The following is a 23109-nucleotide window of genomic DNA, read 5'->3' on the forward strand; positions in this document are numbered from 1 at the left end:
GCGGAAGCACCGTTCAAATCGCCAACGCGTCCGGATTCAGAATGTTGGTCGGCTGACCCTTCGCAAAATTGACGACGTTCTCGAAGGCCACCCGGAAGTACAGCTCGTAGCTGTCCTTCTCCACATAGCCCAGGTGGGGCGTCGCCAGCACGGTCGGGATCTTCAGTAAGGGAGATTCCGCCGGCAGCGGCTCGCTGGTGAACACATCCAGCGCTGCATATCCCGGGCGCCCGCGCTGCAGAGCTTCTTCCAGGGCATTCTCTGCCAGCAGCTCGGCCCGGCTGGTATTCACGAACAGCGCATCGCGCTGCATCCGCGCCAGGTCATCCGCGGTGACGATGCCGCGCGTCGCATCGTTCAGGCGCAAGTGCAGGCTCAGCACGTCGGCCTGTTCGAAGAAGGCTTCGCGCGAGGGCGCCGCCTGATAGCCGTCGGCCACCGCCGCCGCGCGGCTGGCTTCGCTGCCCCACACCATGATCTGCATCCCGAAAGCCTTGCCATAGCCGGCCACCATGCGGCCGATCTTGCCGTAGCCCCAGATCGCCAGGGTACGGCCCTTCAGCGTGCGGCCCAGGCCGTTCAGTTCCGGATTGATCGAGGCCGTCTGCCACAAGCCCTGCTTCAGGTTGTTGGCATAGGGAACGATCTTGCGGCTGGCCGCCATGATCAGCGCCCAGGTCAGCTCGGCGGGCGCCACCGGCGAACCGATGCCTTCCGCGATCGCCACGCCGTGCTCGGTCGCGGCAGCGACGTCGACGTGGCCGGCCAGCTTGCCGGTCTGCGAAATCAGCTTCAGGTTCGGCAGCTTGGCCAGCAGGGCGCGCGGAAAGGCAGTGCGTTCGCGGATCAGGACCAGCGCGTCGAACTGCGCCAGGCGGATCGCCAGCTGGCCCAGTCCACGGGTCGAATTCGTGAACACTTTGACCTCATGGCCGTCCAACAATTGAAAGCAATCCAGCTGACGCACGGCGTCCTGGAAATCGTCAAGGATGGCTATTTTCATAAGAGTTTTCGTAAATTTCGTACGGGTAAGTAATGAAATAACGCGGAATCAAAAGATGAGGAATAACCTACTACATTAGTCAACCAAATTTCCTACATTTTTGTTGTGAAAGCATTTGAAACGCATTTTTTCAGGTGTAGAATCGACCAGAAATAAAGGCAGACGATGTCTGATTGACATCTTTTGACACCGCAGCAATACGTTACTCCGGCGCCGAACCATTGCCAAATGGATTCTTGAGCGCGGGCCCGGTACCGGGACATGTGACACCAGGACGGAACCTCGAACAACCGTTGCCAGCCGCGGCTCTGCGACGCGAAGCCGGCTTTTCGAGGCCAAAGAATTCTTAATTGGCATTGGAGGTACTCATGAACCAGCCCGTCATGGGCGGCGTCGCCGCACTGAAGGTCCCAGCTTACATCAAGCACGACAAACTCATCCATTGGGTGGCCGATATCGCAGCCCTGACCAAGCCCGACGCCATCTACTGGTGCGACGGCTCGCAGGAAGAGTACGACCGCCTGTGCGCCCTGATGGTCGAAGCCGGCACGATGAAGCGCCTGAACCCCGAGAAGCGCCCGAATTCCTACCTGGCCTGCTCGGACCCGAGCGACGTGGCCCGCGTGGAAGACCGCACCTTCATCTGCTCGGCAACGAAAGAGCAGGCCGGCCCGACCAACAACTGGACCGACCCGCAAGAGATGCGCCAGACCCTGAACGGCCTGTTCGACGGCTGCATGGCCGGCCGCACCATGTATGTGGTGCCGTTCTCGATGGGCCCGCTGGGTTCGCCGATCGCCCACATCGGCGTCGAACTGTCCGACTCGCCCTACGTGGCCGTCAACATGCGCATCATGACCCGCATGGGCAAGGCCGTGTACGACGTGCTGGGCGAGCAGGGCGAGTTCGTGCCTTGCGTGCACAGCGTCGGCATGCCGCTGCAGGCCGGCCAGCAGGACGTGCGCTGGCCGTGCAACGCCACCAAGTATATCGTCCACTATCCGGAAACCCGCGAGATCTGGTCCTTCGGCTCGGGCTACGGCGGCAACGCGCTGCTGGGCAAGAAGTGCTTCGCGCTGCGCATCGCCTCCAACATGGGCTACCAGGAAGCCCAGCAGGGCGGCACCGGCTGGCTGGCCGAGCACATGCTGATCCTGGGCGTCGAATCGCCCAAGGGTGAGAAAAAATACGTGGCCGCCGCCTTCCCCTCGGCCTGCGGCAAGACCAACTTCGCGATGCTGATCCCGCCCGCCGGCTTCGAAGGCTGGAAGGTCACCACCATCGGCGACGACATCGCCTGGATCAAGCCGGGCGCGGACGGCAAGCTGGTCGCGATCAACCCGGAAGCCGGCTACTTCGGCGTGGCCCCGGGCACCAACGACAAGACCAACCCCAACTGCATGGCCTCGCTGCGCGAGAACGTCATCTTCACCAACGTCGCGCTGACCGATGACGGCGACGTCTGGTGGGAAGGCATGACGAAAGAGGCGCCGGCGCACCTGATCGACTGGCAGGGCAAGGACTGGACCCCGGCCTCGGGCACCAAGGCGGCGCACCCGAACGCGCGCTTCACCGTGGCCGCGACCCAGAACCCGGTCATCGACCCGGCCTGGGACGATCCGGCCGGCGTGCCGATCTCGGCCTTCATCTTCGGCGGCCGCCGCTCGACCACCGTGCCGCTGGTGACCGAAGCCCGCAACTGGACCGAAGGCGTCTACATGGCCGCCACCATGGGCTCGGAAACCACCGCCGCCGCCGCCGGCCAGATGGGCATCGTGCGTCGCGACCCCTACGCGATGCTGCCCTTCATCGGCTACAACATGAGCGACTACTTCCAGCACTGGCTGGACCTGGGCAGGAAAGTATCCGCGCAGCCGAAGATCTTCTGCGTCAACTGGTTCCGTACCGACGAGCAGGGCAAATTCGTGTGGCCGGGCTACGGCGACAATATGCGCGTGCTGAAGTGGATCCTGGAGCGCACCGAGGGTAGCCAGGGCGGCGTCGAGCACATGTTCGGCACCTCGCCCGCATACGGCGACCTGAACTGGACCGGCATCGACTTCACCGAGCAGCAGTTCCAGCAGATCACCTCGATCGACAAGGACGCCTGGCGCGAAGAACTGAAGCTGCACAGCGAACTGTTCGACAAGCTGGCCTACCGCCTGCCGCAGGAACTGGTGGCGACCAAGCAGCAGCTGGAGCAGCGTTTGGGCGCATAAAGTCCGAGAGTTTTAGCGGGGAGACGACGGCCAGGTTCACGCAAACCGGCCGCGCAAAAACGGAAAAGGGGACAGGCATTGCGCCTGTCCCTTTTTTCATTAGAATGTTTCATTGAAGAATTATGCGACGGCGCATCCAAGGGAGCGTGCATGCAAATTGAACGGTGGATAGGCGCAGCCGCGATCGGGTTGCTGGTGTCGGCAGGCGGCGAAGTCCGGGCCGCGCAAGCACAAACCTGCAGCGCGAAAGCGCTCGAGCAGGTTGGCGCCTATTTGAAGATCGAGGACTTCAGCTTCGCCAACGACGGCGGCGAAGTCGTCGCCGCCGCCTGCAAGCGCTGGCCCGGCAAGCAGGGCTTGATGCTCGGCGCCTTCGCCTATGACGGCAAGAGCGATGAACAGAAAAACCTGGTCATCGTGGCGATTGACGAAAGGAAGGGCAAGGTCGTCAGCGCCTACCGTTCCCTCATCGAAGTGGACGCCACCACCCGGCTGGAAGAGGGCAATCTGGGCATCGACACGGCCGCCTACGACCTGGCACCGGACGTACGCGCTTTCGGCGTCGATATCGGTAGCGACTACAGCCCGCACTGTGCGCAGGGCGGCGGGGGACCGGAGCGCAGCCTGTATGTCATGGAAGGCAGCAGGATCAGCCCGGTCATGAAGGGCATGACGACCAAGGCATGGAACTTCGACGACCAGGAATCGACCAGCTGCAGCCCGGATCCCGCACCCGTCGTGTATTACGCCCTGACCCTCAGCGTCGGCAAGACGTCCACGAATGGCTACGCGGACTTGCTGGTAACGGCCATCCCCCGCTACGAAGACGGCAAGAAAACCAAACGCGACGCTTTCCGCTACCGCATGCGCTACAACGGCAAGGAATACCCGGCGAACATGATGATGGGCGCGTTCTGGGCCTGGCGTAACTAGTTCAACTCCACTGCATCAAGCAGGGCGGCACCAGGAGCAGCAAAGCCAGTACCAGATAAATCAGCTGCAGCGGCACCATCCACTTGGCCCAGGTCAGCCAGGGCACGCGCGCCAGCGCCAGCACGCCCACCGTGATGCCCGAGGTCGGAATCATCGGCGTGGACAGCTCGCCGAGCTGGAACGCCAGGATCGCGGTCTGGCGCGTCACGCCCACCAGGTCGGCCAGCGGCGCCATGATCGGCATGGTCAGCGCGGCCTGGCCGGTGCCCGAGTGGATGAAGAAGTTGATCACCGACTGGATCAGGTACATCTTCTGCGCCGCGAACACCGGGTGGCTGGACTGCACCAGCGGCATCAGGCCGTGCAGGATGGTGTCGATGATGTGGGCGTCGCGCGCGAGGATCATGGTCGCGCGTGCGATCGCGATCACCAGCGCCGTCGGCGCCAGGTCTTTCGCGCCCTGCATGAAGGACGCCACCCAGCTGTCGGGACCGAGGCGGCCGACCATGCCGACCACGATCGCCATCGTCAGGAACAGGGCCGCGATCTCGTCGATGAACCAGTCGTACTTCACCACGCCGATCACCATCGTGCCGAGCGAAAGCGCGAAGATCGCCAGCACCGCGACGTGGCGGCCCGTCATGTGTTCCGTGGACGTCATGACGGCCGGATGTTCCTGGCGCCTGGCCTGGTCCAGCACGAAGGTCGGGCTCAGCGCCGGATTGCGTTTGACACGCGCGGCGTACCACATCAGGAAGGCGATTGTGACCAGGGTCGCCGCGGCCCACACGATCAGGCGATAACCCATCCCCGAGAACACCGGCACGCCGGCGATGCCCTGGGCGATGCCGACATTGAAAGGGTTCAGGAAGGCGGCGCCGAAGCCGACCTGCGAGCCGAGGAAGGGAATCGATACGCCGGTGATGGTGTCGTAGCCCAGCGCCAGCGCCAGCGGCACGAAGATCAGGATGAAGGGAATCACCTCCTCGTTCATGCCGAAGGTGGCGCCGCCCAATGAGAACAGGGTCACGAACACGGGGATGATGGTCGCGCGCACCAGCGCCGAGTGTTCATGCGCGCGGGCGATCGAGCGAATCGCGGTGTCGATTGCCTCGGTCTTCTGCACCACCGCGAAGGCGCCGCCGACGATCAGCACGAAGCCGATGATCTGCGCCGCCTCGACGAAGCCTTTGATGGGCGCCTTCATCAGCGCCACCAGTCCCTGCGGGCTACTCGCCACGTAATGGAAGGTGTTCGGGTCGACCAGCTGCTTGCCGTTGACGAGGTGGGTCTCGTACTTCCCGCCGGGGACGAACCAGGTCGCCAGCGCGATCAGCGCGAGGATAGTAAACAGCAGCACGAAGGTATTGGGCATTCGCAGGCGCATGCTCTTTGCTTTCTTATTGACTCAACAGGGAACCGGAACGGAAGGGCGTATCGCCCGCGATTTTACAGATGTGCATGCCGCGCAGCAGATGGCGATGAGAGGTAGAGGCGAACAGCAGGCCGCCGCGGCTGGCGCGCACGCTGGCGGTAACGCCGGTGACAGGGTTGACGATGTCGGCGACGGCCTCGCCCGCCGCGACCTGCTCGCCGAGCTGCTTCAGGAACACCAGCACGCCCGACTGCGGTGCATGCAGCGGTTCGACGCCCTCCAAAGGCGTCGCTTCGCACAAGGGTGCGGGCAGGGACAGCAAGGGAATATCGAGCAGGCCTTCGCGCGCCAGGTAGTGCAGCAGCGCCTGCGCATCCTGTTCGGCGACGTCGTAGCGCACGTCCATCTCGCCGCGCAGCTCCACCGTGATGGCGGCGCAGGCCGGCGGAATCGGCGTCTGCGGGCCGAAGTGGGCGGCGAGGTCCCACCACAGGCGGCTGCAGGCTTCGTCGAAGGGTTCGCCGCCGGACGCGTTCGACAGCAGCAGGGCGCGCGCGCCGAGCAGCGCCGCCAGCGGCTTTACCTGGCCGGCCAGCGCGGTGCCGGTGTACACGTGAAGCAGGGCTTCGTTATCGCAGTGCAGGTCGAGCACGATGTCGGCGTCGATCGCCATGCCCAGCAGGGTTTTCTTGAGGACGGCGGTCGGGTCGAGCGGTTCCCAGCGTTTGACGGCGGCGCGCGCCTCGCTGCGGATCATGGCGACGTTGGCCGCCGCATCCGCCCCCAGCCGCCCGGCCAGGCTGGCCTTCAATTCCTCGGCCACGTGGCGGAAGGCACGGTTGAAATTCAGGCCGCTGCCGAAGTCGAAGCGGCCGAAGGGCATGCCCTGCATGACCTGGGACAGGCCGATGGGGTTCGCGGCCGGCACCAGCACGATCTCGCCGTGCACGCGGCCCTCCGCATCCAGCCGCTCCAGTTCACGCCGCAGGAAGTGCGCCACCAGCATCGCCGGCACCTCGTCCGCATGCAAGGCGGCCTGGATATAAGCCTTCTTGCCGCTGCCGGCGCTGCCGTAGTGCCAGGAAGTGAGCTGGTAGGAAGCGACGCCTGGCTCGGTCGCGAGCGCGTGTTCGTATGCATGCATATGCGGGTCTCCTGGCCGGTTCGGCGTGCCCGGCCGATTATGTATGAATTTTTACACAAGGTAAATCGATGATGGATTTTTTTCAAAAACATGTTGAGTTCGTGAATACATGTGGTTTACATTTTGAAATGTTTATTCATTGACATCCAACTTCGATGACGCCAAACGTTCCGTCCAGCGCTTCGCCTGACATTGGTTTTGCCGAGTCTTCGCTCGGCCGGAGCCTGCTGCGGGTACTGGCGGAAGGGTCGGCCTCGAACCGCGCGATCGCCGACTACCTGTTGCGCAAACAGGTGCGGGTGACGGCGCTGGGGATCGAGGAGCTGGCCGAAGCCTGCGAAGTCTCGACGGCCACCATCAGCCGCTTTGCCCGCGATCTCGGTTTCAAGAACTATGCGGCGATGCGCGGCGCGGTGGCGGAGACCCTGCAGTCAGTGCTGCAGCCGGTCGAAAAGCTGCGCAGCACCATCGCCCGCAAGGCCGCGGCAGCGTCGCCGGCACTCGAAAGCCTGAGTTATGCAGAGGCGGGCATCACCGCCGCCAGCCGCGCGCTGGACGGCGCCCAGCTCGACCGCATCGGCGCGGTCTTCACCAAGGCCCGCACCGTGTACGTGATGGGATTCGGCCTGTCCTCGTTTTTGGCCGGCACACTCGCCATGCATTTGCAGCCCTTCTGCCAGCACGTGGTCGAAGTGGCCGCCAGCGGCGGCACCGAAGTGGCGGCCAGCCACCTGGCCAACATCACCAGCAAGGACGTGCTGGTCGCGATTTCGCTGCCGCGCTACACGCTGGCGGTCGTGCCGCTGACCCGCTTCGCGCGCGACCACGGTGCCACCGTCGTCTCCATCACCGATTCGCCCGCCTCGCCACTCGCCGAGCTGGGGCATCACGTCCTGTATGCGCACAGCGCGCACCCGGTGCTGCCCAGCAGCGGCAGCAGCACCCTGGCCGTGATCGAAGCGCTGGCCGTGTCGCTGATGACGTCCAACAAAGCCAATGTGGCCAAGGCGGCCCGCCATACCGAGGCGATTGCCGCCTACCTGGTTGGCGAACACCAGATTCGTACCGGCAGCATGCAGAAAAAACCCAAAGGGAGAAAAGCATGAAACAACGTATTTTGGCGTCGAGCGTCGCCGCCGCACTGGCCCTGATCGCGCAGCAGGCCTGGGCGCAGGCGCAGGAAGACGGGCAGAAGCTGCACCGCGTGGAGATCACCGGCTCCTCGATCAAGCGCATCGACAGCGAGACGGCCCTGCCGGTGCAGATGATCACCCGCGAGGACATCGAGAAGATGGGCGCCACCACCGCCGCGGAACTGGTCAAGAACATCAGCGCCAACACCGCGCCCATCACGGACGGCCCCAGCATCACGGACGGCACCTCGGGCCAGCGCGGCCTCAACGCGGCCAACATGCGCGGCATCGGGGCTTCGTCCACGCTGGTGCTGCTGAACGGCCGCCGCCTGGCCAACTTCGCGTCTCCCGGCGACAACGCCAGCGTCGACCTGAACAACATCCCGGCCGGCGCGATCCAGCGCGTCGAGGTGCTGAAGGACGGCGCCTCGGCCATCTACGGCACCGACGCGATCGGCGGCGTGATCAACTTCATCACCCGCAAGGACTACACCGGCATCGACCTCTCCGGCTCGCTGGCCGGTACCCAGCACGGCGGCGCCGGCAAGAAGACCGCCAGCATCAGCGCCGGCTACGGCAACCTGGATACCGACCGCTTCAACGTGTTCGGCGTGCTCGACGTGCAGCAGCTCGACCGCCTGCGCTCGGGCCAGCGCAGCTTCATCAAGGAGCGCGAGCTGGCAACCACGCTGCCGGCCCAGATGTCCAGCAACACCTTCCCGGCCAACGTCGACATCTCGGGCGCTCAGCGCGCCGCCCTGATCGCCGCCGGCCTGCTGCCGGCCGGCAGCACCGTCAGCCGGGTCAACCCGAGCGCGCCGGGCTGCAATCCGCCCGCCACCGTGTACGCGGCCAAGGGTCCGGGCGGCGTGGCAGGCTGCAGCTACGACTACATGGAAGACACCGAGATCTATCCGGACTCGCGCAAGGTCGGCTTCATCGGCCGCGCGACCTTCCAGCTGAATCCGGAAAACCAGCTGTTCGCGGAACTGGTGCAGACCGAGACCAACACCAAATATGTGCTGTCGCCGAACCCGGTCCGCATCCGCAACCTGCCGGTCAGCATCCTGCCGACCGCCTACCGCAATGCGCTGACGGGCGCCGGCCTGCCGGACACCTTCAGCGGCATCCGCTACCGCATGAGCGAAGCCGGCAACCGCAGCAACGAGGTGAAGAGCACCGGCCAGCGCCTGGTGCTGGGCGCCACCGGCACGCTGAACGGCTGGGACTACGACGCGGCCCTGTCGCGCGCCGAGAACCGCGCCGTCGACAAGTACGTAAACGGCTATGTGCTGTACGACCAGTTCGACGCCGCCGTGCGCAACGGGACCATCAATCCCTTCGCGCCCTCGTCCAAGGCCGGCATCGACCTGATCAACAGCATCAAGATCAACGACGAGGCGCGCAAGGCCAAGGGTGTATCGACCTCCCTGGACGGCAAGATGTCGCGCGCCCTGAGCGCACTGGCCGGCGGCGATCTGGCCCTTGCCATCGGCGGCGAACTGCGCCACGAGCACCAGGTGTTCAATCCCTCGGACCTGCTCAATTCGAACAACATCGCCGGCGACCGTGACAGCACCATTCCAGCTGGCGAGCTGCTCGAGGTCGAAACCGCCGACGACACCCGCAAGGTGGCGTCGGTGTTCGCCGAAGTGGTGGCGCCCTTCACCAAAGAGCTGGAGATGCAGTTCGCGGTGCGCTTCGACCACTACAGCGAAGTGGGCAACACCACCAATCCGAAGATCGGCCTGCGCTGGCAGCCGTCCCCGGCGCTGCTGCTGCGCAGCTCGATCGGCACCGGCTTCCGCGCGCCTTCGCTGTCGGACCTGAAGCGCCCGACCATCTTCGGCACCACCGCCGGCATCCTGACCGATCCGCAGTGCGTGCAGCAGGAAGGCAGTATCGACACTTGCACCGACCAGTGGGGCGTGGAGCGCCGCTCGAACCCGAACCTGAAGCCGGAGAAGTCGCGCCAGTTCACGCTGGGCGTGGTGCTCGAGCCGGTCAAGCGCACCAGCCTCTCGCTCGATTACTGGAACATCGAGAAGAAGGACGTGATCAGCACCCTGGGCGAACAGGTCATCATCGAGAACCCGGCCGCCTACAACGGCAAGTACATCACGCGCGACGAGGACGGCTTCATCGAGAACATCCTCCTGATGAAGGAAAACCAGGGCCGCCTGAAGACCTCGGGCATCGACATCGGCGCCGACTGGCGCACCGAGCGCGGCGCCTGGGGACGCTTCGGCATCAACCTGTCCGGCACCTGGATCCTGAAGTACGACCGCCAGTTCGGCCCGAACGAGCCCTATCGCAGCAACCTGGGTGTGTTCCTGAACGACCAGGTGATCCAGAAGTGGCGCCACCGCATCAACTTCGAATGGGACAACGGCCCGGTCACGCTGACGCTGGCGAACCAGTACTCGACAAGCTACACCGACCAGAACACGACCTATGACCCGTTCACCGACGCCCTGCTGGCGCCGAACCACGTGAAGCATTACTCGCTGTGGGACCTGACCGGCAGCTGGGCGATCGGCAAGAACCTCAAGCTGCGCGCCGGCGTCCTGAACCTGCTCGACAAGGACCCGCCGTTCTCGAACCAGGCCTGGTTCTTCCTGGCCGGCTACGATCCGAGCTACACCGACCCGCGCGGCCGCAGCGCTTTCGTGAGCGCGAACTACTCGTTCAAGTGATGGGGTGCGTATGCTGAAGAGATGGGGCTTGGCGCTGGCGCTGGTGCTTGGCGGCGCAAGCGCTTTCGCGGCGCCGGCTGAGACCGGAGCGCCGGACCGGCCGAAAGGTTCGCTGGTCATCATCGGCGGTGGCCTGCGCGCCAACAACGTCGAGGTGTGGCAGAAGATCGTCGAGCTGGCCGGCGGCAAGGGAGCGCGCATTGCCGTGTTCCCGACCGCCGCCGGCACGCCGGCACGGGAAGCCCAGCTTACCGCGGACGTCTTGAAGCGCTACGGTGCGCAAGCCTTCGTGGTGCCGATCGCGCCGCGCCTGGCCGGCACCGATGCCCTGAAAGCCGCCGACGATCCGGCGACGGCCAAGGCAGTGCGCGAAGCCGGCGGCGCCTTCTTCACCGGCGGCGACCAGGCCCGTATCACCGGCTCCTTGCGCCGCGCGGACGGCAGCAACACGGCGGTGCTGGATGCGCTGTGGGCGATGTACCGGCGCGGCGGCGTGATCGCCGGCACCAGCGCCGGCGCCGCCATCATGAGCAGCACCATGTTCTACGATCCGCCGCTGGAAGTGCTGCCCTTGCTGAAGCACGGTATCACGGATGGCAAGGACGTCGCGCCTGGACTGGGCTTCGTCGGCGAGGACGTCTTCATCGACCAGCACTTCCTGATCCGCGGCCGTTTCGCCCGCATGCTGCCGGTGATGCTGGCCAAGGGTTATACGCTGGGACTGGGCATCGACGAGAACACCGCCGCCGTGGTGGGACCCTCGCGCGACGTGAGCATCATCGGCTACCGCGGCGCGCTGGTGCTCGACCTGGCCGGCGCCACGGTCGACAAGGCGCAGCCGAATTTCAATGTGTCGAATGCGCGCATCAGCTACCTGGACAGCGGCGACCGCTTCAACCTGGTCAACCGCGCGTATTCGCCGGGGCCGGACAAGGAAGCTCTGAAAAACATCGACCGCGAACACCGCGAATCGATCTTCACCACCGACATCCTGGGGAATACCTCGGTGGTCAACCTGCTCGAGAAGCTGACCGACAGCGACCAGCAGCGCGCAGTCGGTATCGCCTTCGAAGGCCCTGCTAGCCGTACGCCGGAACGCGGCTTCGAATTCACTTTTACCCGCGTGCCCGATACCAGGGAATACGCCACCAACCGCGAGGATGCCTATTCGATCTACCGGATCAGGATGGATGTGCGGCCGGTGAAGATGCACCTGCCGCTGTATTCGGCGGACTAAGCGTTCTAAAAGCCGCTTAGTACCCTATACCGCGCGCCATCGCGGCTGCCAGCACCGGGATCAGCGCAAACACGTGGATCTCGAGCAGCAGCTGGCGGCGCAGCGCGGCGATCTCCTGCGCCGGCGGCATGAAGGCGGCATCGAGCTTCAGGCGCTTTTGCCACGCCAGCATGCGCAGGGTAGGGCGGATCGACACCAGCCCGACCACCAGGAAGGCGCCTATCTTCGCCCAGAATACCGGATTGTGCAGGTAGAAATCCGGTCCTTTGGCGCCGAACCAGACGCGCGCGAAACCGACCACCAGGATCGCCATCGCCAGGCCGCCATACACCGCATCGAAGCGTCCCAACAGCCGTACCGTGTGCGGCGACATGGCCGCGGGACGCATCAGCGCGATTTCCGCCGCCAGCACCGAGGCGATGCCGAACACGATCAGGTGGTGGACCGAAGCTAACAGGAAGTCGATCATGGCATGGATGCTTGCGTGAGTTGACGATGCTTGCGGTAGCGCGCCGGCGAGGGCAGGCCGTGGCTGCGGAAGTGGCGGCGCAGGGATTCGGGTGAGCCGAGGCCCGCCAGGTCGGCGACCGCCTCGATGGCCAGCCCGGGCCGCGTCTCCAGCAGCTGCGCGGCCAGCATCACGCGCTCGCGCACCAGCCAGTCCAGCGGGCTGGCGCCGGTGCGGTCCTTGAAGCGGCGCTGGAAGGTGCGCACGCCCATCTTCGCCTGATCCGCCATCGAGGCCAGCGTATGCCCGGCGCGCAGGTTTTCACGCGCCCAGTCCATGGTGCGGGCGATCGGATCGAGCTGCGACTGCGGCAGCGGACGCGCCACCAATTGCGCCTGGTCGCCGTCGCGATGAGCAGGCAGGACCAGGCGCTGCGCGACCTTGTTCGCGATGTCGGCGCCGAAGTCGCTGCGCACCAGGTGCAGCAGCATGTCCAGGCCTGCCGCCGAGCCGGCCGAAGTAATGATGTTCCCATCCTCGACATACAGCACGTCCTGCTCGATCGCGATGGCGGGGAAGTGCGAGGCCAGCTTGTCGAAGTAGCGCCAGTGCGTGGTGGCCCTGCGGCCGTCGAGCAGGCCGGCATGCGCCAGCACGAAGGCGCCGGAGCAGATCGAGCACAGGCGCGCGCCGCGGGCGTGGGCGCGCCTGAGTGCATCCAGCAGGGCGGACGGCGGCGCTTCGTCTGCATCGCGCCAGCCGGGGATGACGATGGTGTCGGCGGTATCCATCGCATCGAGCCCGTGCGGCGCCTGCAGCGCCAGGCCGCCGGCGGCGCGCAGCGGACCGGCTTCGACGGCGCACACCGCATGGCTGTACCAGGCTACCTGCAGCTCCGGGCGCTCCAGCGCGAACAGCTCGACCGCGCAGCCGAATTCGAAGGTGCACAGGCGGTCGTAGGCGAGGATGGCGACATGGTGGGGCATGTCCAAATGTTACCAGCTTCTGTCGCCGCGGCCACTGCCGGGTTTGACGGCCGGCGGGCACACTGCAAGCTCTTTTCATCAAGGAGATGGCAATGGCTTCGGTAGTAGCAAACGTACCCGCGGCGTGCAGCGACAAGGCAGCGCTCCACTTCGGCAGCGCCTTCGAATACGAGACCGATTGCGCCGACGTGCACGCGGCGATGCGCAGCGGCCAGCAGGACTTCGTGCTGCTCGACGTGCGCGGCCCAGGCTTGTACGCGCAAGGCCATGTGCCCGGCGCCCTGAATCTGCCGCAGGGGAAGATCGTCGAGGCGAAGCTGAAGGAATATCCGCCGGAGACGCTGTTCGTGGTCTACTGCGCCGGGCCGCACTGCAATGGCGCGCACCGTGGCGCATTGCGCCTGGCCAGGCTGAGGCGGCCGGTGAAACTGATGATCGGCGGGGTGACGGGCTGGCTGGATGAGGGCTACCAGCTCGCGAGATAACTCGTCGTCCCCGCGCAGGCGGGGACCCAAGTTCTGCATGCATTGCGATATCGCTTGCAACTTGGGTCCCCGCCTGCGCGGGGACGACGGGGAAGTTTACTGCTTCAGCAGCGGCTTCAGGTACTTGCCGGTCACGCTGGCCTTGTCCTTGGCCACGTCTTCCGGCGTGCCCGAGGCGACAATCATGCCGCCGCCCGCGCCGCCTTCCGGACCGAGGTCGACGATCCAGTCCGCGGTCTTGATGACGTCCAGGTTGTGCTCGATGATGGCGAGCGTGTTGCCCTGGTCGCGCAGGCGGTGGATCACCTTCAGCAGCAGGTCGATGTCGGCGAAATGCAGGCCGGTGGTCGGCTCGTCAAGGATGTACAGCGTGCGTCCGGTGTCGCGCTTGGACAGTTCCAGCGACAGTTTCACGCGCTGCGCCTCGCCGCCCGACAGCGTGGTCGCGCTCTGGCCCAGCTTGATGTAGCCGAGGCCCACGTCCAGCAGGGTGTGCAGCTTGCGGGCGATGACCGGCACCGCCTTGAAGAAGTCGTGCGCATCTTCGACCGTCATGTCCAGCACTTCGGTGATGTTCTTGCCCTTGTACTCGACTTCCAGCGTCTCGCGGTTGTAGCGCTTGCCGTGGCAGACGTCGCAAGGCACGTAGACGTCCGGCAGGAAGTGCATCTCGACCTTGATCACGCCGTCGCCCTGGCAGGCTTCGCAGCGGCCGCCCTTGACGTTGAACGAGAAGCGGCCGGCCGAGTAACCGCGTTCCTTCGCGGTCGGCACCGTCGCGAACAGGTCGCGGATCGGAGTGAACACGCCGGTGTAGGTCGCCGGGTTCGAACGCGGGGTGCGGCCGATCGGCGCCTGGTCGACCGAGATCACCTTGTCGAAGTGCTCGAGGCCGTGGATCGCGGTGTGCGGCGCCGGCTCGGTCTGCGAGCCGTACAGGTGGCGCGACAGGGCCGGGAACAGGGTGTCGTTGATCAGCGTCGATTTACCGGAGCCGGACACGCCGGTCACGCAGGTCATCAGGCCCACCGGCAGTTCCAGGGTCACGTCCTTCAGGTTGTTGCCGGTGGCGCCGCTGATGTGCAGCATGCGCTCTGGATCGGCCTTGGTGCGCTTCTTCGGCACCTCGATCTTCTTGCGGCCGCTCAGGTAAGCCGCGGTCAGGGACTCCTTGTTCTTCATGATGTCCTTGATCGAGCCTTCGGCGATCACGGCGCCGCCATGCACGCCGGCGCCCGGACCCATGTCGACGATGTAGTCGGCGGTACGGATCGCGTCTTCGTCGTGCTCGACCACCAGCACGCTGTTGCCGATGTCGCGCAGGTGCTTCAGGGTCGCGATCAGGCGGTCGTTGTCGCGCTGGTGCAGGCCGATCGAGGGCTCGTCCAGCACGTACATCACGCCGGTCAGGCCGGAGCCGATCTGCGAGGCCAGGCGGATGCGCTGCGCTTCGCCGCCCGACAGGGTATCGGCGCTGCGGTCCAGCGACAGGTAATCGAGGCCGACGTCATTCAGGAATTTCAGGCGCGCCACGATCTCCTTGATCACGCGCTCGGCGATGTCCTTCTTGGCGCCGGTCAGCTGCAGGCTGTCGAAGTAAGTCAGGCAGTCGCGCAGCGGGGTCCTGGCGACCTCGTAGATGGCGCGCTGCTGTTCGCCGTTACCGATCTTGACGTAGCGAGCTTCGGTGCGCAGGCGCGCGCCGCCGCAGGTCGGGCATTCCTTCTCGTTGATGAACTTGGCCAGCTCCTCCTTCACCGCCATCGAATCGGTCTCGCGGTAGCGGCGCTGCAGGTTGTTCACCACGCCTTCGAAGGTGTGCTCGCGGATCACGGTGCGGCCACGCTCGTTTACGTAGGCGAAGGGCACGGTGTTCTTGCCGGAGCCGAACAGGACGACGTCCTGGGCGGCTTTCGGCAGCTGCTCGAAGGGCTTGTCGAGGTCGAATTCGAAGTGCTGCGCCAGGCTGCTCAGCATCTGGAAGTAGAACTGGTTGCGGCGGTCCCAGCCCTTCACGGCGCCGGAGGCCAGCGACAGGTTGGGGAAGGCGACGATGCGCTTCGGATCGAAGAACTCGATGTGGCCCAGGCCATCGCATTCCTGGCAGGCGCCCATCGGGTTATTGAAGGAGAACAGGCGCGGCTCCAGCTCCTGCAGCGAATAGCCGCAGACATTGCAGGCGAACTTGTTCGAGTAGATGTGTTCCTTGGCGGTGTCCATCTCGTAGGCCACGGCGCGGCCGTCGGCCAGGCGCAGCGCGGTTTCGAAGCTCTCGGCCAGGCGCTGCTTGATCTCGGGCGTGACCTTGATACGGTCGATCACCACGTCGATCGTGTGCTTTTCCGTCTTCTTCAGCTTCGGCAGGTCGTCGACGTCATGGATCTTCGCATCGCCGGTGCCGCTTTGGACGCGGAAGCGCACGAAGCCCTGCGCCTGCATCGAGGCGAACAGGTCGCTGTGCTCGCCCTTGCGGTTCGCCACCACGGGCGCCAGGATCATCAGCTTGGTGCCTTCCTTCATGGCCAGCACGGCGTCGACCATCTGCGAGACGGTCTGCGCAGTCAGCGGCTCGTGCGAGTGGTCCGGGCAGTAGGGCGTGCCGACGCGCGCGTACAGCAGGCGCAGGTAGTCGTGGATCTCGGTGACGGTGCCGACGGTCGAACGCGGATTGTGCGAAGTCGCTTTCTGCTCGATCGAGATGGCCGGAGACAGGCCTTCGATCAGGTCGACGTCCGGCTTTTCCATCAGCTGCAGGAACTGGCGCGCGTAGGCCGACAGCGATTCGACATAGCGGCGCTGGCCTTCGGCATACAGGGTATCGAAGGCGAGCGAGGACTTACCGGAGCCCGACAGGCCGGTGATCACGATCAGCTTGTTGCGCGGCAGGTCGAGATTGATGTTCTTGAGATTGTGCGTGCGGGCGCCGCGGATTCGGATTTCTTCCATCAGGTTTTTGCTGGCTTTCGAAGTTTGTGGGCCGAACGAGGAGAACTCACTAGTTTACCTGTTTTTATTCACAGTGGTATACAAGCCGTGAATTAACTGTGGCTGCGTTATCTGGCTGACATGCAGGCCGTTACGACGCCAAGTTCCGTATGTGGTCGAGGGCCGGGGGAATTCAATGGCAGACTCACCAGAAAGCGAAAATTTTTTGGCGCGATGCGGATTTGCTACGCCATGTTAGCTCGACAAATATTGATGAAAATCTCTTCCAAATCAGGCACTTCGCCCCCATCTTCGCTGTCTGAGAGGGTGCTGTAGCACGGTGTCCGCTGCCCTTCGAAAGTTGTGGAAAAAGATGCAGTCCGACAGCATAATAGCGGACGATTTCAACCAGTTCCCTGGCGCTTAGACATTACGCAGAGTCAGGGATATACCAAGGAGTTTTACCATGGCATCAGTTAACAAGGTCATCATCGTCGGCAACCTCGGCCGCGATCCGGAAATTCGCTACATGCCCAGCGGCGACGCAATCGCCAACATCGCGGTGGCAACCTCGTACAAATCCAAGGACCGCAACAGCGGCGAGCAGAAAGAGCTGACCGAGTGGCACCGCATTTCCTTCTTCGGCCGCCTGGCCGAAATCGTCGGCCAGTACCTGAAGAAGGGCTCGTCGGTCTACGTCGAAGGCCGCCTGCAGACCCGCAAGTACACCGATAAGGACGGCATCGAGCGTTACGCCACCGACATCATCGCCGAGAACATGCAGATGCTGGGCGGCCGCCAGGGTATGGGTGGCGACGCCGGCGGTTATAGCGGTGGCGACAGCTATGGCGGTGGTGGCGACAGCTACGACGCGCCGCCGAGCCGTCCGGCCCCGCGCCAGGCCCCGCCGGCACCGGCCGCCCGTCCGCAGCCGAAACCGGCGCCGAACTTCTCGGATATGGATGACGACATTCCGTTCTGAGATTTCGGTAGTACCAGGTAAACGAAAGCCCGCCGGCAGCAAAGCCGGCGGGCTTTTTCTTTACAGATCCACCAGCATCTCGAAGCCGCCGTAGATCATGCGCTTGCCGTCGAAAGGCATGTTTTCAGGCTTCATGTACTCGTCCATGCGCGGATCCTTCATCACCTTGTCGTTGACCTCGTCGCGCTTGGCCCGCGATTCGTAAACGATCCACGAGAACACCACCACTTCGCCTTCTTCCAGCATCACGCTCTGCGGAAACGAGGTCAGCTTGCCGGGTTTGACGTCGTCGCCGACGCATTCGCGAAATTCCTGGGCGCCGAACTCGCGCCAGATCGCGCCGCACTTTCTCGACATCTCCTGATACGCCTCGAGCTTGGCGCGTTGAACCGGAACCACAAAACCATCGACATAGGCCATGACTGATCTCCTGTGATTGAGTGTCGCTGTAGACCTCAAGCACAGTAGAAAAATCCGCAGTCAAGGTCAAGGCTTGTTGCCGGTCGCCCTGTGCGCCTGGTTGTTGCCACCCTCCAGCGTGTTACTGCATTGCAGGAGGTTGCCGGAGGCGGTCTGGATCGTGAAGGCGGCAATGTCGACGCCCGCACCGGGCTCGCCGCGGTCGAGGAGGTTGAACCAGATCTCGGCGGGCTGGCCGTTCAGCGTGCCGGTGCCGGTGCCATAGTAAGTGTTGAAAGGCGCGTTCGGCGTGCTGGCATCGGGACCGGTGCAAAAGCCGCGGGTGAGATTGGTCAGGTGAAAGTGATCGCCGGTGTTAAAGTTCACTTCCAGGTTGTTGGGGCCGGAAATCGGCTGGCCTTCGCGCGCGCAGTGCAGCTCGTAGCCGAAGGTGTAGCGGTAGGCCGGCCCGGTACAGATGATGGAACCGCCGCCGGTCATGCGACCGGCGTCGCCATAGGTACAGCAGGGGGCGGCCGCGACGGCCGAGATGGCGGCGCAGGACAGGAACAGGGCTGTCAGGATATGCGTGTGCTTCATGAGAATGATCTCCAATAGGCAGGACAAGCTTGGGCAAGATCGCTGCCGCAAGGCAACGAGGAATGACGTTTTTACATGTTATAAAAAAACATCATAGGCAGCTGTCTGGCTTGCCAGATGGCGAAGCGACAAGATCTCGGTAGGCGTTGAGAGAAGTCAGTCGGTATGCATTTGCAACGCTAATAAACATTCCGCGTTGCATTCAGTTACAAAATGCCGACGTTTCACCTACCGGTCGAAAGCGCCGATATCGAACCAGTTTGGTTTGGCTTTTCGACGCTTGGGTTGGCTGTTCAATTTTTGATTTCCAGTCAAAAATGTGATCCAAACAGCATGTCTTTGACGTGATATTGGTTTTGCGTATGGCTGTTATCACGCGTCTTTTTCACGTATTCGGTCGCTAAATACACCTTATTTCTCAGTTCAAGAAGAAATTTTTCTTATCAATTCCTTCATTCTGTCTATATCGCGCAACGCTTAGCCCGGCGCTTACAAACTGAAAGAAATTTTTTTCCGGACGGCAAAGCAAAACTACGGCGATACGCGTAGAATTCGATTCCATCAGTTTCCGCACGCCAACTACTTATGGTTGGCGTTTTGCTTTGAACCCCAAGAACACAACACTGCAAATGCCAACTCCTTCTCGCACCAACAGCACTGCCCGCACCATTGCACGCACCCTGTCGTTCGCACAGGCACAGCAATATGCACTGCCTATCCTGTTCACCGTGTTCGGCGTGATCATGGGTTCGTGGGCCGGCCGTATTCCGGCGATGGCCGCGCGCGTGCACGTGTCGCACTCGGCGCTGTCGATGGTGCTGCTGATGGGCGGCCTGGGTGCCGTCCTGTCCTACCCGATCTCCTCGCGCATGATGGCCTCGCTGGGCGCGCGCAAGACCCTGCTGTTTTCGGGCATGGCCCTGCTGTGCGTGCTGATCGCCATCGGCGCGGCCCCGACCGTGCCGCTGCTGATGATGGCTGTGCTGAGCCTGGGCATCACTGCCAGCACCTTCGACGTCGCCATCAACTCGGCCGCGACCGCCCGTGAAAAGGCGACCGGCAAGTCGGAACTGTCGAAACTGCACGGCCTCGGTTGCGCCGGCGGCCTGGTGGGGGCGACCCTGGGCAGCCTGATGGCCAGCCTGCACATCATGCCGGTCACCCATTTCCTGATGCTGGCCGGTCCGCTGGCCTTCGTCCTGTACTACGCCTACACCATGCTGGACGCCGACGACGCCCCGGCAGCCGTCGAAAAGAAGAAGTTCTCGCTGCCGCGCGGCCAGCTGCTGGTGCTGGGCACCCTGGGCTTTCTGGGCTCGATGGCCGAAGGCAGCATCGCCGACTGGAGCGGCGTGTTCCTGAAAGAGCACTTCGGCGCGTCGGACGGCCTGGCGCCGCTGGCCCTGTCCTGTTTCTCGGTCATGATGCTGCTGTCGCGCCTGGTCGGCGACAAGCTGAAGGCACGCTACGGCGCGCGTCCCCTGGTCACCAGCGGCTCGATGCTGGGCGCCGCCGGCCTGTTCTTCGCCGTGCTGTCGCCGGACGCCTACTTCGCCCTGTTCGGCTTCGCTGTCGCCGGCCTCGGCCTGTCGCTGGTGTTCCCCTTCGTGTTCAGCGCCGCCGGCGGCCAGGGCCCGGCAGCACTGGCCGGCGTGGCCAGCATGGCCTACAGCGGCAGCCTGATGGGCCCGCCGGTAATCGGCGCCATCGCCCAGGGCTGCGGCATGCAGATCGCCATCGCCTACGTCGGCGGCCTGGCAGCGCTGATCGCCTTCGTGGCAAGCCGCGCACGCATGCTGAAGTAATTCCCGGTTTGCCTTTGTCAGGGCGGTTGCCGCGAGGCGCCGCCCTTTTTTTCGTCCCGTATCCACAGGCTGGGCGATATCCCGAGGTGTTCGGTAAAGGCGCGCGTGAACGCCGCCGCGCTGGTATAGCCGACCTGGCCGCTGACAGCCTTGACCGACAAGCCTTTGCGCAACAGTTTACAAGCCAGTGCGACGCGCCAGTGCGCCAGGTACTCGACCGGCGGTATCCCCATCACGCGCCTGAAATGTTCGCTGAAACTGGCGCGCGACATGCCGGCCAGCGCGGCGAGCGATGGCAATTGCCAGGATTCCTGAGGCCGTGCATGCATGGCCGCCAGCACTGCCGCCAGTTTCGGATCCGCCAGGCCGGCCAGCAAGCCGCTGTTCAGGCGCCCGGCCTCGAATTCATGGCGGAGCACCTGTGTCATCAGAACGTCGCACAGGCGGTCCAGGATCAACTGGTGGCCTTGTCCCGACTGGGCCGCTTCGGTAAACAGCAGTTCCAGCGTATGCCGCATCGGCTGCATGTCGCTGAGCGGAATCCGGATGCAGTCCGGCAGTGCCCCCGCCAGCGGATTGGCACCACCTTTGTCGAAGGTGATCGTGGCGCACAGCAGGCTGGCCCTTGCCCCGGGAGGCACTTCCAGCATGTGCCGCATGCCCCTCGGATAAAAAACCATGCTCGGCTCATCGATACGGATGGCCTCTTGTTCGTCGTGAACGAACACCACGGGCCCTTTGCGGACCAGATGCAAATGGCCAGTCTGCCTGTCTTCCACGAATTCGTTCGTTTCGCAAAAGTCGCCGTTGAAGAACACGCGTGCATTGAACGTATATCGGCCTAGCAAGCTTGAAAGTTTGTCCACGAAATAGGCCATCCATCGACAAATCGTCATCAAATCTGGACGATCTGCATTGTTTCCACAAGGAAAAACTGCGCAATTTGGTAGAGAATACCGCCTCTCAGCCGTATTGATGCCTTGGGAATCATACCTGCTGCGCATGAGCGACGTCGCCCGCTCTTCCTATCTTCGCGACGCATTATTCGGAACAAGCAAGCAATGAGACATCTTAGTATCAGACACGTCATCACGTCCGCTGTCGCCCTGCTCATCGTCATGATGCTCGCAGTCGGCGGACTGGGTTATTATTCAACGCAGCAAGCCGTTGCCGTACTTGAAGAAAGTGTCCTGCACGACGCACGCCAGTTGGACATGATCACCAAGCTCATGCTGCGTATGGAAACCAACCGTAGCCAGCTGCTGCAGGCGCTCCAGCATAATCCGACCACCGACTACGCAAAGATGCACGACCATCCGCTGTCCGTGCATTTCAAGGCGATCGTCGAAAACACCCAGGCGCTCGAACAGGCCCGCGACAACTTCAACGCCTCGCTGCATACCGCTGAAGTGAAAGAACTGGTGCGTCAGTGGTACGAACAAAGCAGCGACCTCGCGATCAAGCAGGTGAGCGCCGCCGCCAGGGCCATCGAAGCCGAGCAGTGGGACGAGGCCGAGCGGATCCTGATCAAGGAAGTCAACCCGACCTACAAGAAAGCCCAGCCTGCCTACGATGCGCTGCAGGGCTTCCTGAACAAGCGCAGCGTCGCCAATACCGAACTGGCCCATGCGGAAGCGCGGTCGCGCGCCATCATGATGGCTTGCGCCATGCTGGCCGGTTGCCTTGCCGGCATCGCCGCCGCCGTGTTCCTCCGCCGCAGCATCGGCAGGCCGCTGCAGGAAGCTGTCGCCATTGCCCGCCGGGTGGCCCAGGGCGACCTGAGCACCGAGATCCGCTCGACCTCGGAGAATGAATTCGGCCAGCTGCTGAGGGCGCTGCGCGACATGAACCTGGGCCTGGCGAAGATCGTCGGCGAAGTACGCGCCGGCACCGATACCATTGCCGAGGCCTCGACCCAGATCACGGCCGGCAACATGGACCTGTCCTCCCGTACCGAGCAGCAGGCCAGCACGCTCGAGGAAACCGCGGCGTCGGTCGAAGAGCTGAGCTCCACCGTCAAGCAGAACGCGGAGAATGCGCAGCAAGCCAACGTGCTGGCAGCGACCGCCTCGGAAGTGGCGGTCAAGGGCGGCAGGGCGGTCGCCGAAGTGGTCCAGACCATGGGCGCGATCGACGCCTCGGCGCGCAAGATCGTCGACATTATTGCCGTGATCGACGGTATCGCCTTCCAGACCAATATCCTTGCCTTGAACGCGGCCGTGGAAGCGGCGCGCGCCGGCGAGCAGGGCCGCGGCTTTGCCGTGGTGGCCGGCGAAGTCCGTTCGCTGGCACAGCGCTCGGCGGCGGCGGCCAAGGAGATCAAGGAACTGATCACCGACTCGGTCCAGAAGGTCGACAGCGGCAGCCAGCTGGTCGACCAGGCCGGCGCTACCATGCACGAGGTGGTAGACAGCATCCGCCGCGTCGCCGGCATCATGAGCGAGATCACGGCGGCCAGCCAGGAGCAGAAACTCGGTATCGAGCAGATCCATGACGCGATCAGCCAGATGGACCAGGTGACGCAGCACAACGCGGCCATGGTGGAGGAGGCGGCCGGGGCCGCCCAGTCGCTGCAGGACCGCGCCACCGGTCTGGCTGAACTGGTCAGCGTGTTCCGCCTGGGCAGCGACAAGGCGCTCCGGCAAGCCGCCAGACCAGCTGCCGGCTCCATGGCGCCACGACTGACAGGAGAGTGGAAGTCGGCCTGAGCCGGCTTTGCCCTCACGGCGCAGTTTGCGC

The 23109-nt window shown here is 63.9% G+C and carries 18 protein-coding genes; 9 read left to right on the top strand and 9 right to left on the bottom strand.

The features are described 5' to 3' along the window. Nucleotides 1-13: 13 nt before the first annotated feature. Nucleotides 14-1003: a D-2-hydroxyacid dehydrogenase family protein gene (locus tag LQV39_RS15385; protein WP_230027006.1), complete on the bottom strand. Its 990-nt coding sequence runs from the start codon at nt 1001-1003 to the stop codon at nt 14-16. A 368-nt stretch (nt 1004-1371) separates the two neighbouring features. Between LQV39_RS15385 and LQV39_RS15390 the strand changes: the two genes are divergently transcribed. Both LQV39_RS15390 and LQV39_RS15395 read left to right on the top strand, forming a co-directional pair. After that, nucleotides 1372-3222 (top strand): phosphoenolpyruvate carboxykinase (GTP), encoded by a 1851-nt coding sequence (locus LQV39_RS15390; RefSeq protein ID WP_230027007.1) that lies wholly within the window; start codon nt 1372-1374, stop codon nt 3220-3222. Nucleotides 3223-3372: 150 nt separating this feature from the next. After that, nucleotides 3373-4155, top strand: a complete 783-nt coding sequence (locus LQV39_RS15395; protein WP_230027008.1) for a hypothetical protein — start codon at nt 3373-3375, stop codon at nt 4153-4155. A gap of 1 nt (nt 4156) precedes the next feature. Here LQV39_RS15395 and LQV39_RS15400 read toward each other — a convergent pair whose 3' ends face one another. Further along, nucleotides 4157-5542 carry a YfcC family protein gene (locus LQV39_RS15400; protein WP_230027009.1) on the bottom strand — a complete coding sequence of 462 codons (1386 nt, stop codon included), beginning with the start codon at nt 5540-5542 and terminating at the stop codon, nt 4157-4159. Between the two features lie 13 nt (nt 5543-5555). Further along, nucleotides 5556-6674: a succinylglutamate desuccinylase/aspartoacylase family protein gene (locus tag LQV39_RS15405; RefSeq protein WP_230027010.1), complete on the bottom strand. Its 1119-nt coding sequence runs from the start codon at nt 6672-6674 to the stop codon at nt 5556-5558. Nucleotides 6675-6829: 155 nt separating this feature from the next. Here LQV39_RS15405 and LQV39_RS15410 point away from each other — a divergent pair, with 155 nt between their 5' ends. From LQV39_RS15410 to LQV39_RS15420, 3 genes are read left to right on the top strand one after another with little or no spacing between them, the layout of a single operon-like run. Next, a complete protein-coding gene (locus LQV39_RS15410; RefSeq protein WP_230027011.1) occupies nt 6830-7780 on the top strand; it encodes a MurR/RpiR family transcriptional regulator in 951 nt (316 codons plus the stop codon). Next, nucleotides 7777-10503 carry a TonB-dependent receptor gene (locus LQV39_RS15415; protein WP_230027012.1) on the top strand — a complete coding sequence of 909 codons (2727 nt, stop codon included), beginning with the start codon at nt 7777-7779 and terminating at the stop codon, nt 10501-10503. The genes LQV39_RS15410 and LQV39_RS15415 overlap by 4 nt, the downstream gene beginning before the upstream one ends. A gap of 10 nt (nt 10504-10513) precedes the next feature. Further along, complete coding sequence (locus LQV39_RS15420; RefSeq protein WP_230027013.1) at nt 10514-11740, top strand: cyanophycinase; 1227 nt, start codon at nt 10514-10516, stop codon at nt 11738-11740. A gap of 16 nt (nt 11741-11756) precedes the next feature. Here the strand turns inward: LQV39_RS15420 and LQV39_RS15425 are convergent, their stop codons facing one another. Together LQV39_RS15425 and ftrA are read right to left on the bottom strand one after the other, a co-directional pair. Beyond that, nucleotides 11757-12209 (bottom strand): DUF2214 family protein, encoded by a 453-nt coding sequence (locus LQV39_RS15425; RefSeq protein WP_230027014.1) that lies wholly within the window; start codon nt 12207-12209, stop codon nt 11757-11759. Next, nucleotides 12206-13174 (bottom strand): transcriptional regulator FtrA, encoded by a 969-nt coding sequence (gene ftrA, locus LQV39_RS15430; protein ID WP_230027015.1) that lies wholly within the window; start codon nt 13172-13174, stop codon nt 12206-12208. The genes LQV39_RS15425 and ftrA overlap by 4 nt, the downstream gene beginning before the upstream one ends. 86 nt (nt 13175-13260) lie before the next feature. On the opposite strand from ftrA, the gene LQV39_RS15435 reads away from it, so the two are divergent. Next, complete coding sequence (locus tag LQV39_RS15435) at nt 13261-13659, top strand: rhodanese-like domain-containing protein (protein ID WP_374199436.1); 399 nt, start codon at nt 13261-13263, stop codon at nt 13657-13659. 96 nt (nt 13660-13755) lie between these two features. Here the strand turns inward: LQV39_RS15435 and uvrA are convergent, their stop codons facing one another. Further along, entirely contained in the window at nt 13756-16605 is a 2850-nt protein-coding gene (gene uvrA, locus LQV39_RS15440) for an excinuclease ABC subunit UvrA (RefSeq protein ID WP_230027017.1), read from the bottom strand. Between the two features lie 445 nt (nt 16606-17050). On the opposite strand from uvrA, the gene ssb reads away from it, so the two are divergent. Continuing rightward, nucleotides 17051-17566, top strand: a complete 516-nt coding sequence (gene ssb / locus LQV39_RS15445; RefSeq protein ID WP_230027018.1) for a single-stranded DNA-binding protein — start codon at nt 17051-17053, stop codon at nt 17564-17566. A 60-nt stretch (nt 17567-17626) separates the two neighbouring features. Here ssb and LQV39_RS15450 read toward each other — a convergent pair whose 3' ends face one another. Further along, complete coding sequence (locus LQV39_RS15450; protein WP_230027019.1) at nt 17627-17986, bottom strand: DUF1428 domain-containing protein; 360 nt, start codon at nt 17984-17986, stop codon at nt 17627-17629. Nucleotides 17987-18052: 66 nt separating this feature from the next. Then, nucleotides 18053-18565, bottom strand: a complete 513-nt coding sequence (locus LQV39_RS15455) for a hypothetical protein (RefSeq protein ID WP_230027020.1) — start codon at nt 18563-18565, stop codon at nt 18053-18055. A 629-nt stretch (nt 18566-19194) separates the two neighbouring features. Between LQV39_RS15455 and LQV39_RS15460 the strand changes: the two genes are divergently transcribed. After that, the gene (locus LQV39_RS15460; RefSeq protein ID WP_230027021.1) at nt 19195-20370 is read left to right on the top strand and encodes an MFS transporter; all 1176 of its coding nucleotides are present in this window, start codon (nt 19195-19197) and stop codon (nt 20368-20370) included. Between the two features lie 17 nt (nt 20371-20387). Here the strand turns inward: LQV39_RS15460 and LQV39_RS15465 are convergent, their stop codons facing one another. Then, nucleotides 20388-21248: an AraC family transcriptional regulator gene (locus LQV39_RS15465; protein WP_230027022.1), complete on the bottom strand. Its 861-nt coding sequence runs from the start codon at nt 21246-21248 to the stop codon at nt 20388-20390. A gap of 183 nt (nt 21249-21431) precedes the next feature. Here LQV39_RS15465 and LQV39_RS26415 point away from each other — a divergent pair, with 183 nt between their 5' ends. Beyond that, nucleotides 21432-23078, top strand: a complete 1647-nt coding sequence (locus LQV39_RS26415) for a methyl-accepting chemotaxis protein (RefSeq protein ID WP_290368592.1) — start codon at nt 21432-21434, stop codon at nt 23076-23078. Nucleotides 23079-23109: the final 31 nt, after the last annotated feature.

Origin of the sequence: Massilia sp. Bi118, from assembly GCF_918697865.1 — a bacterium.
GTDB lineage: Bacteria > Pseudomonadota > Gammaproteobacteria > Burkholderiales > Burkholderiaceae_D > Telluria.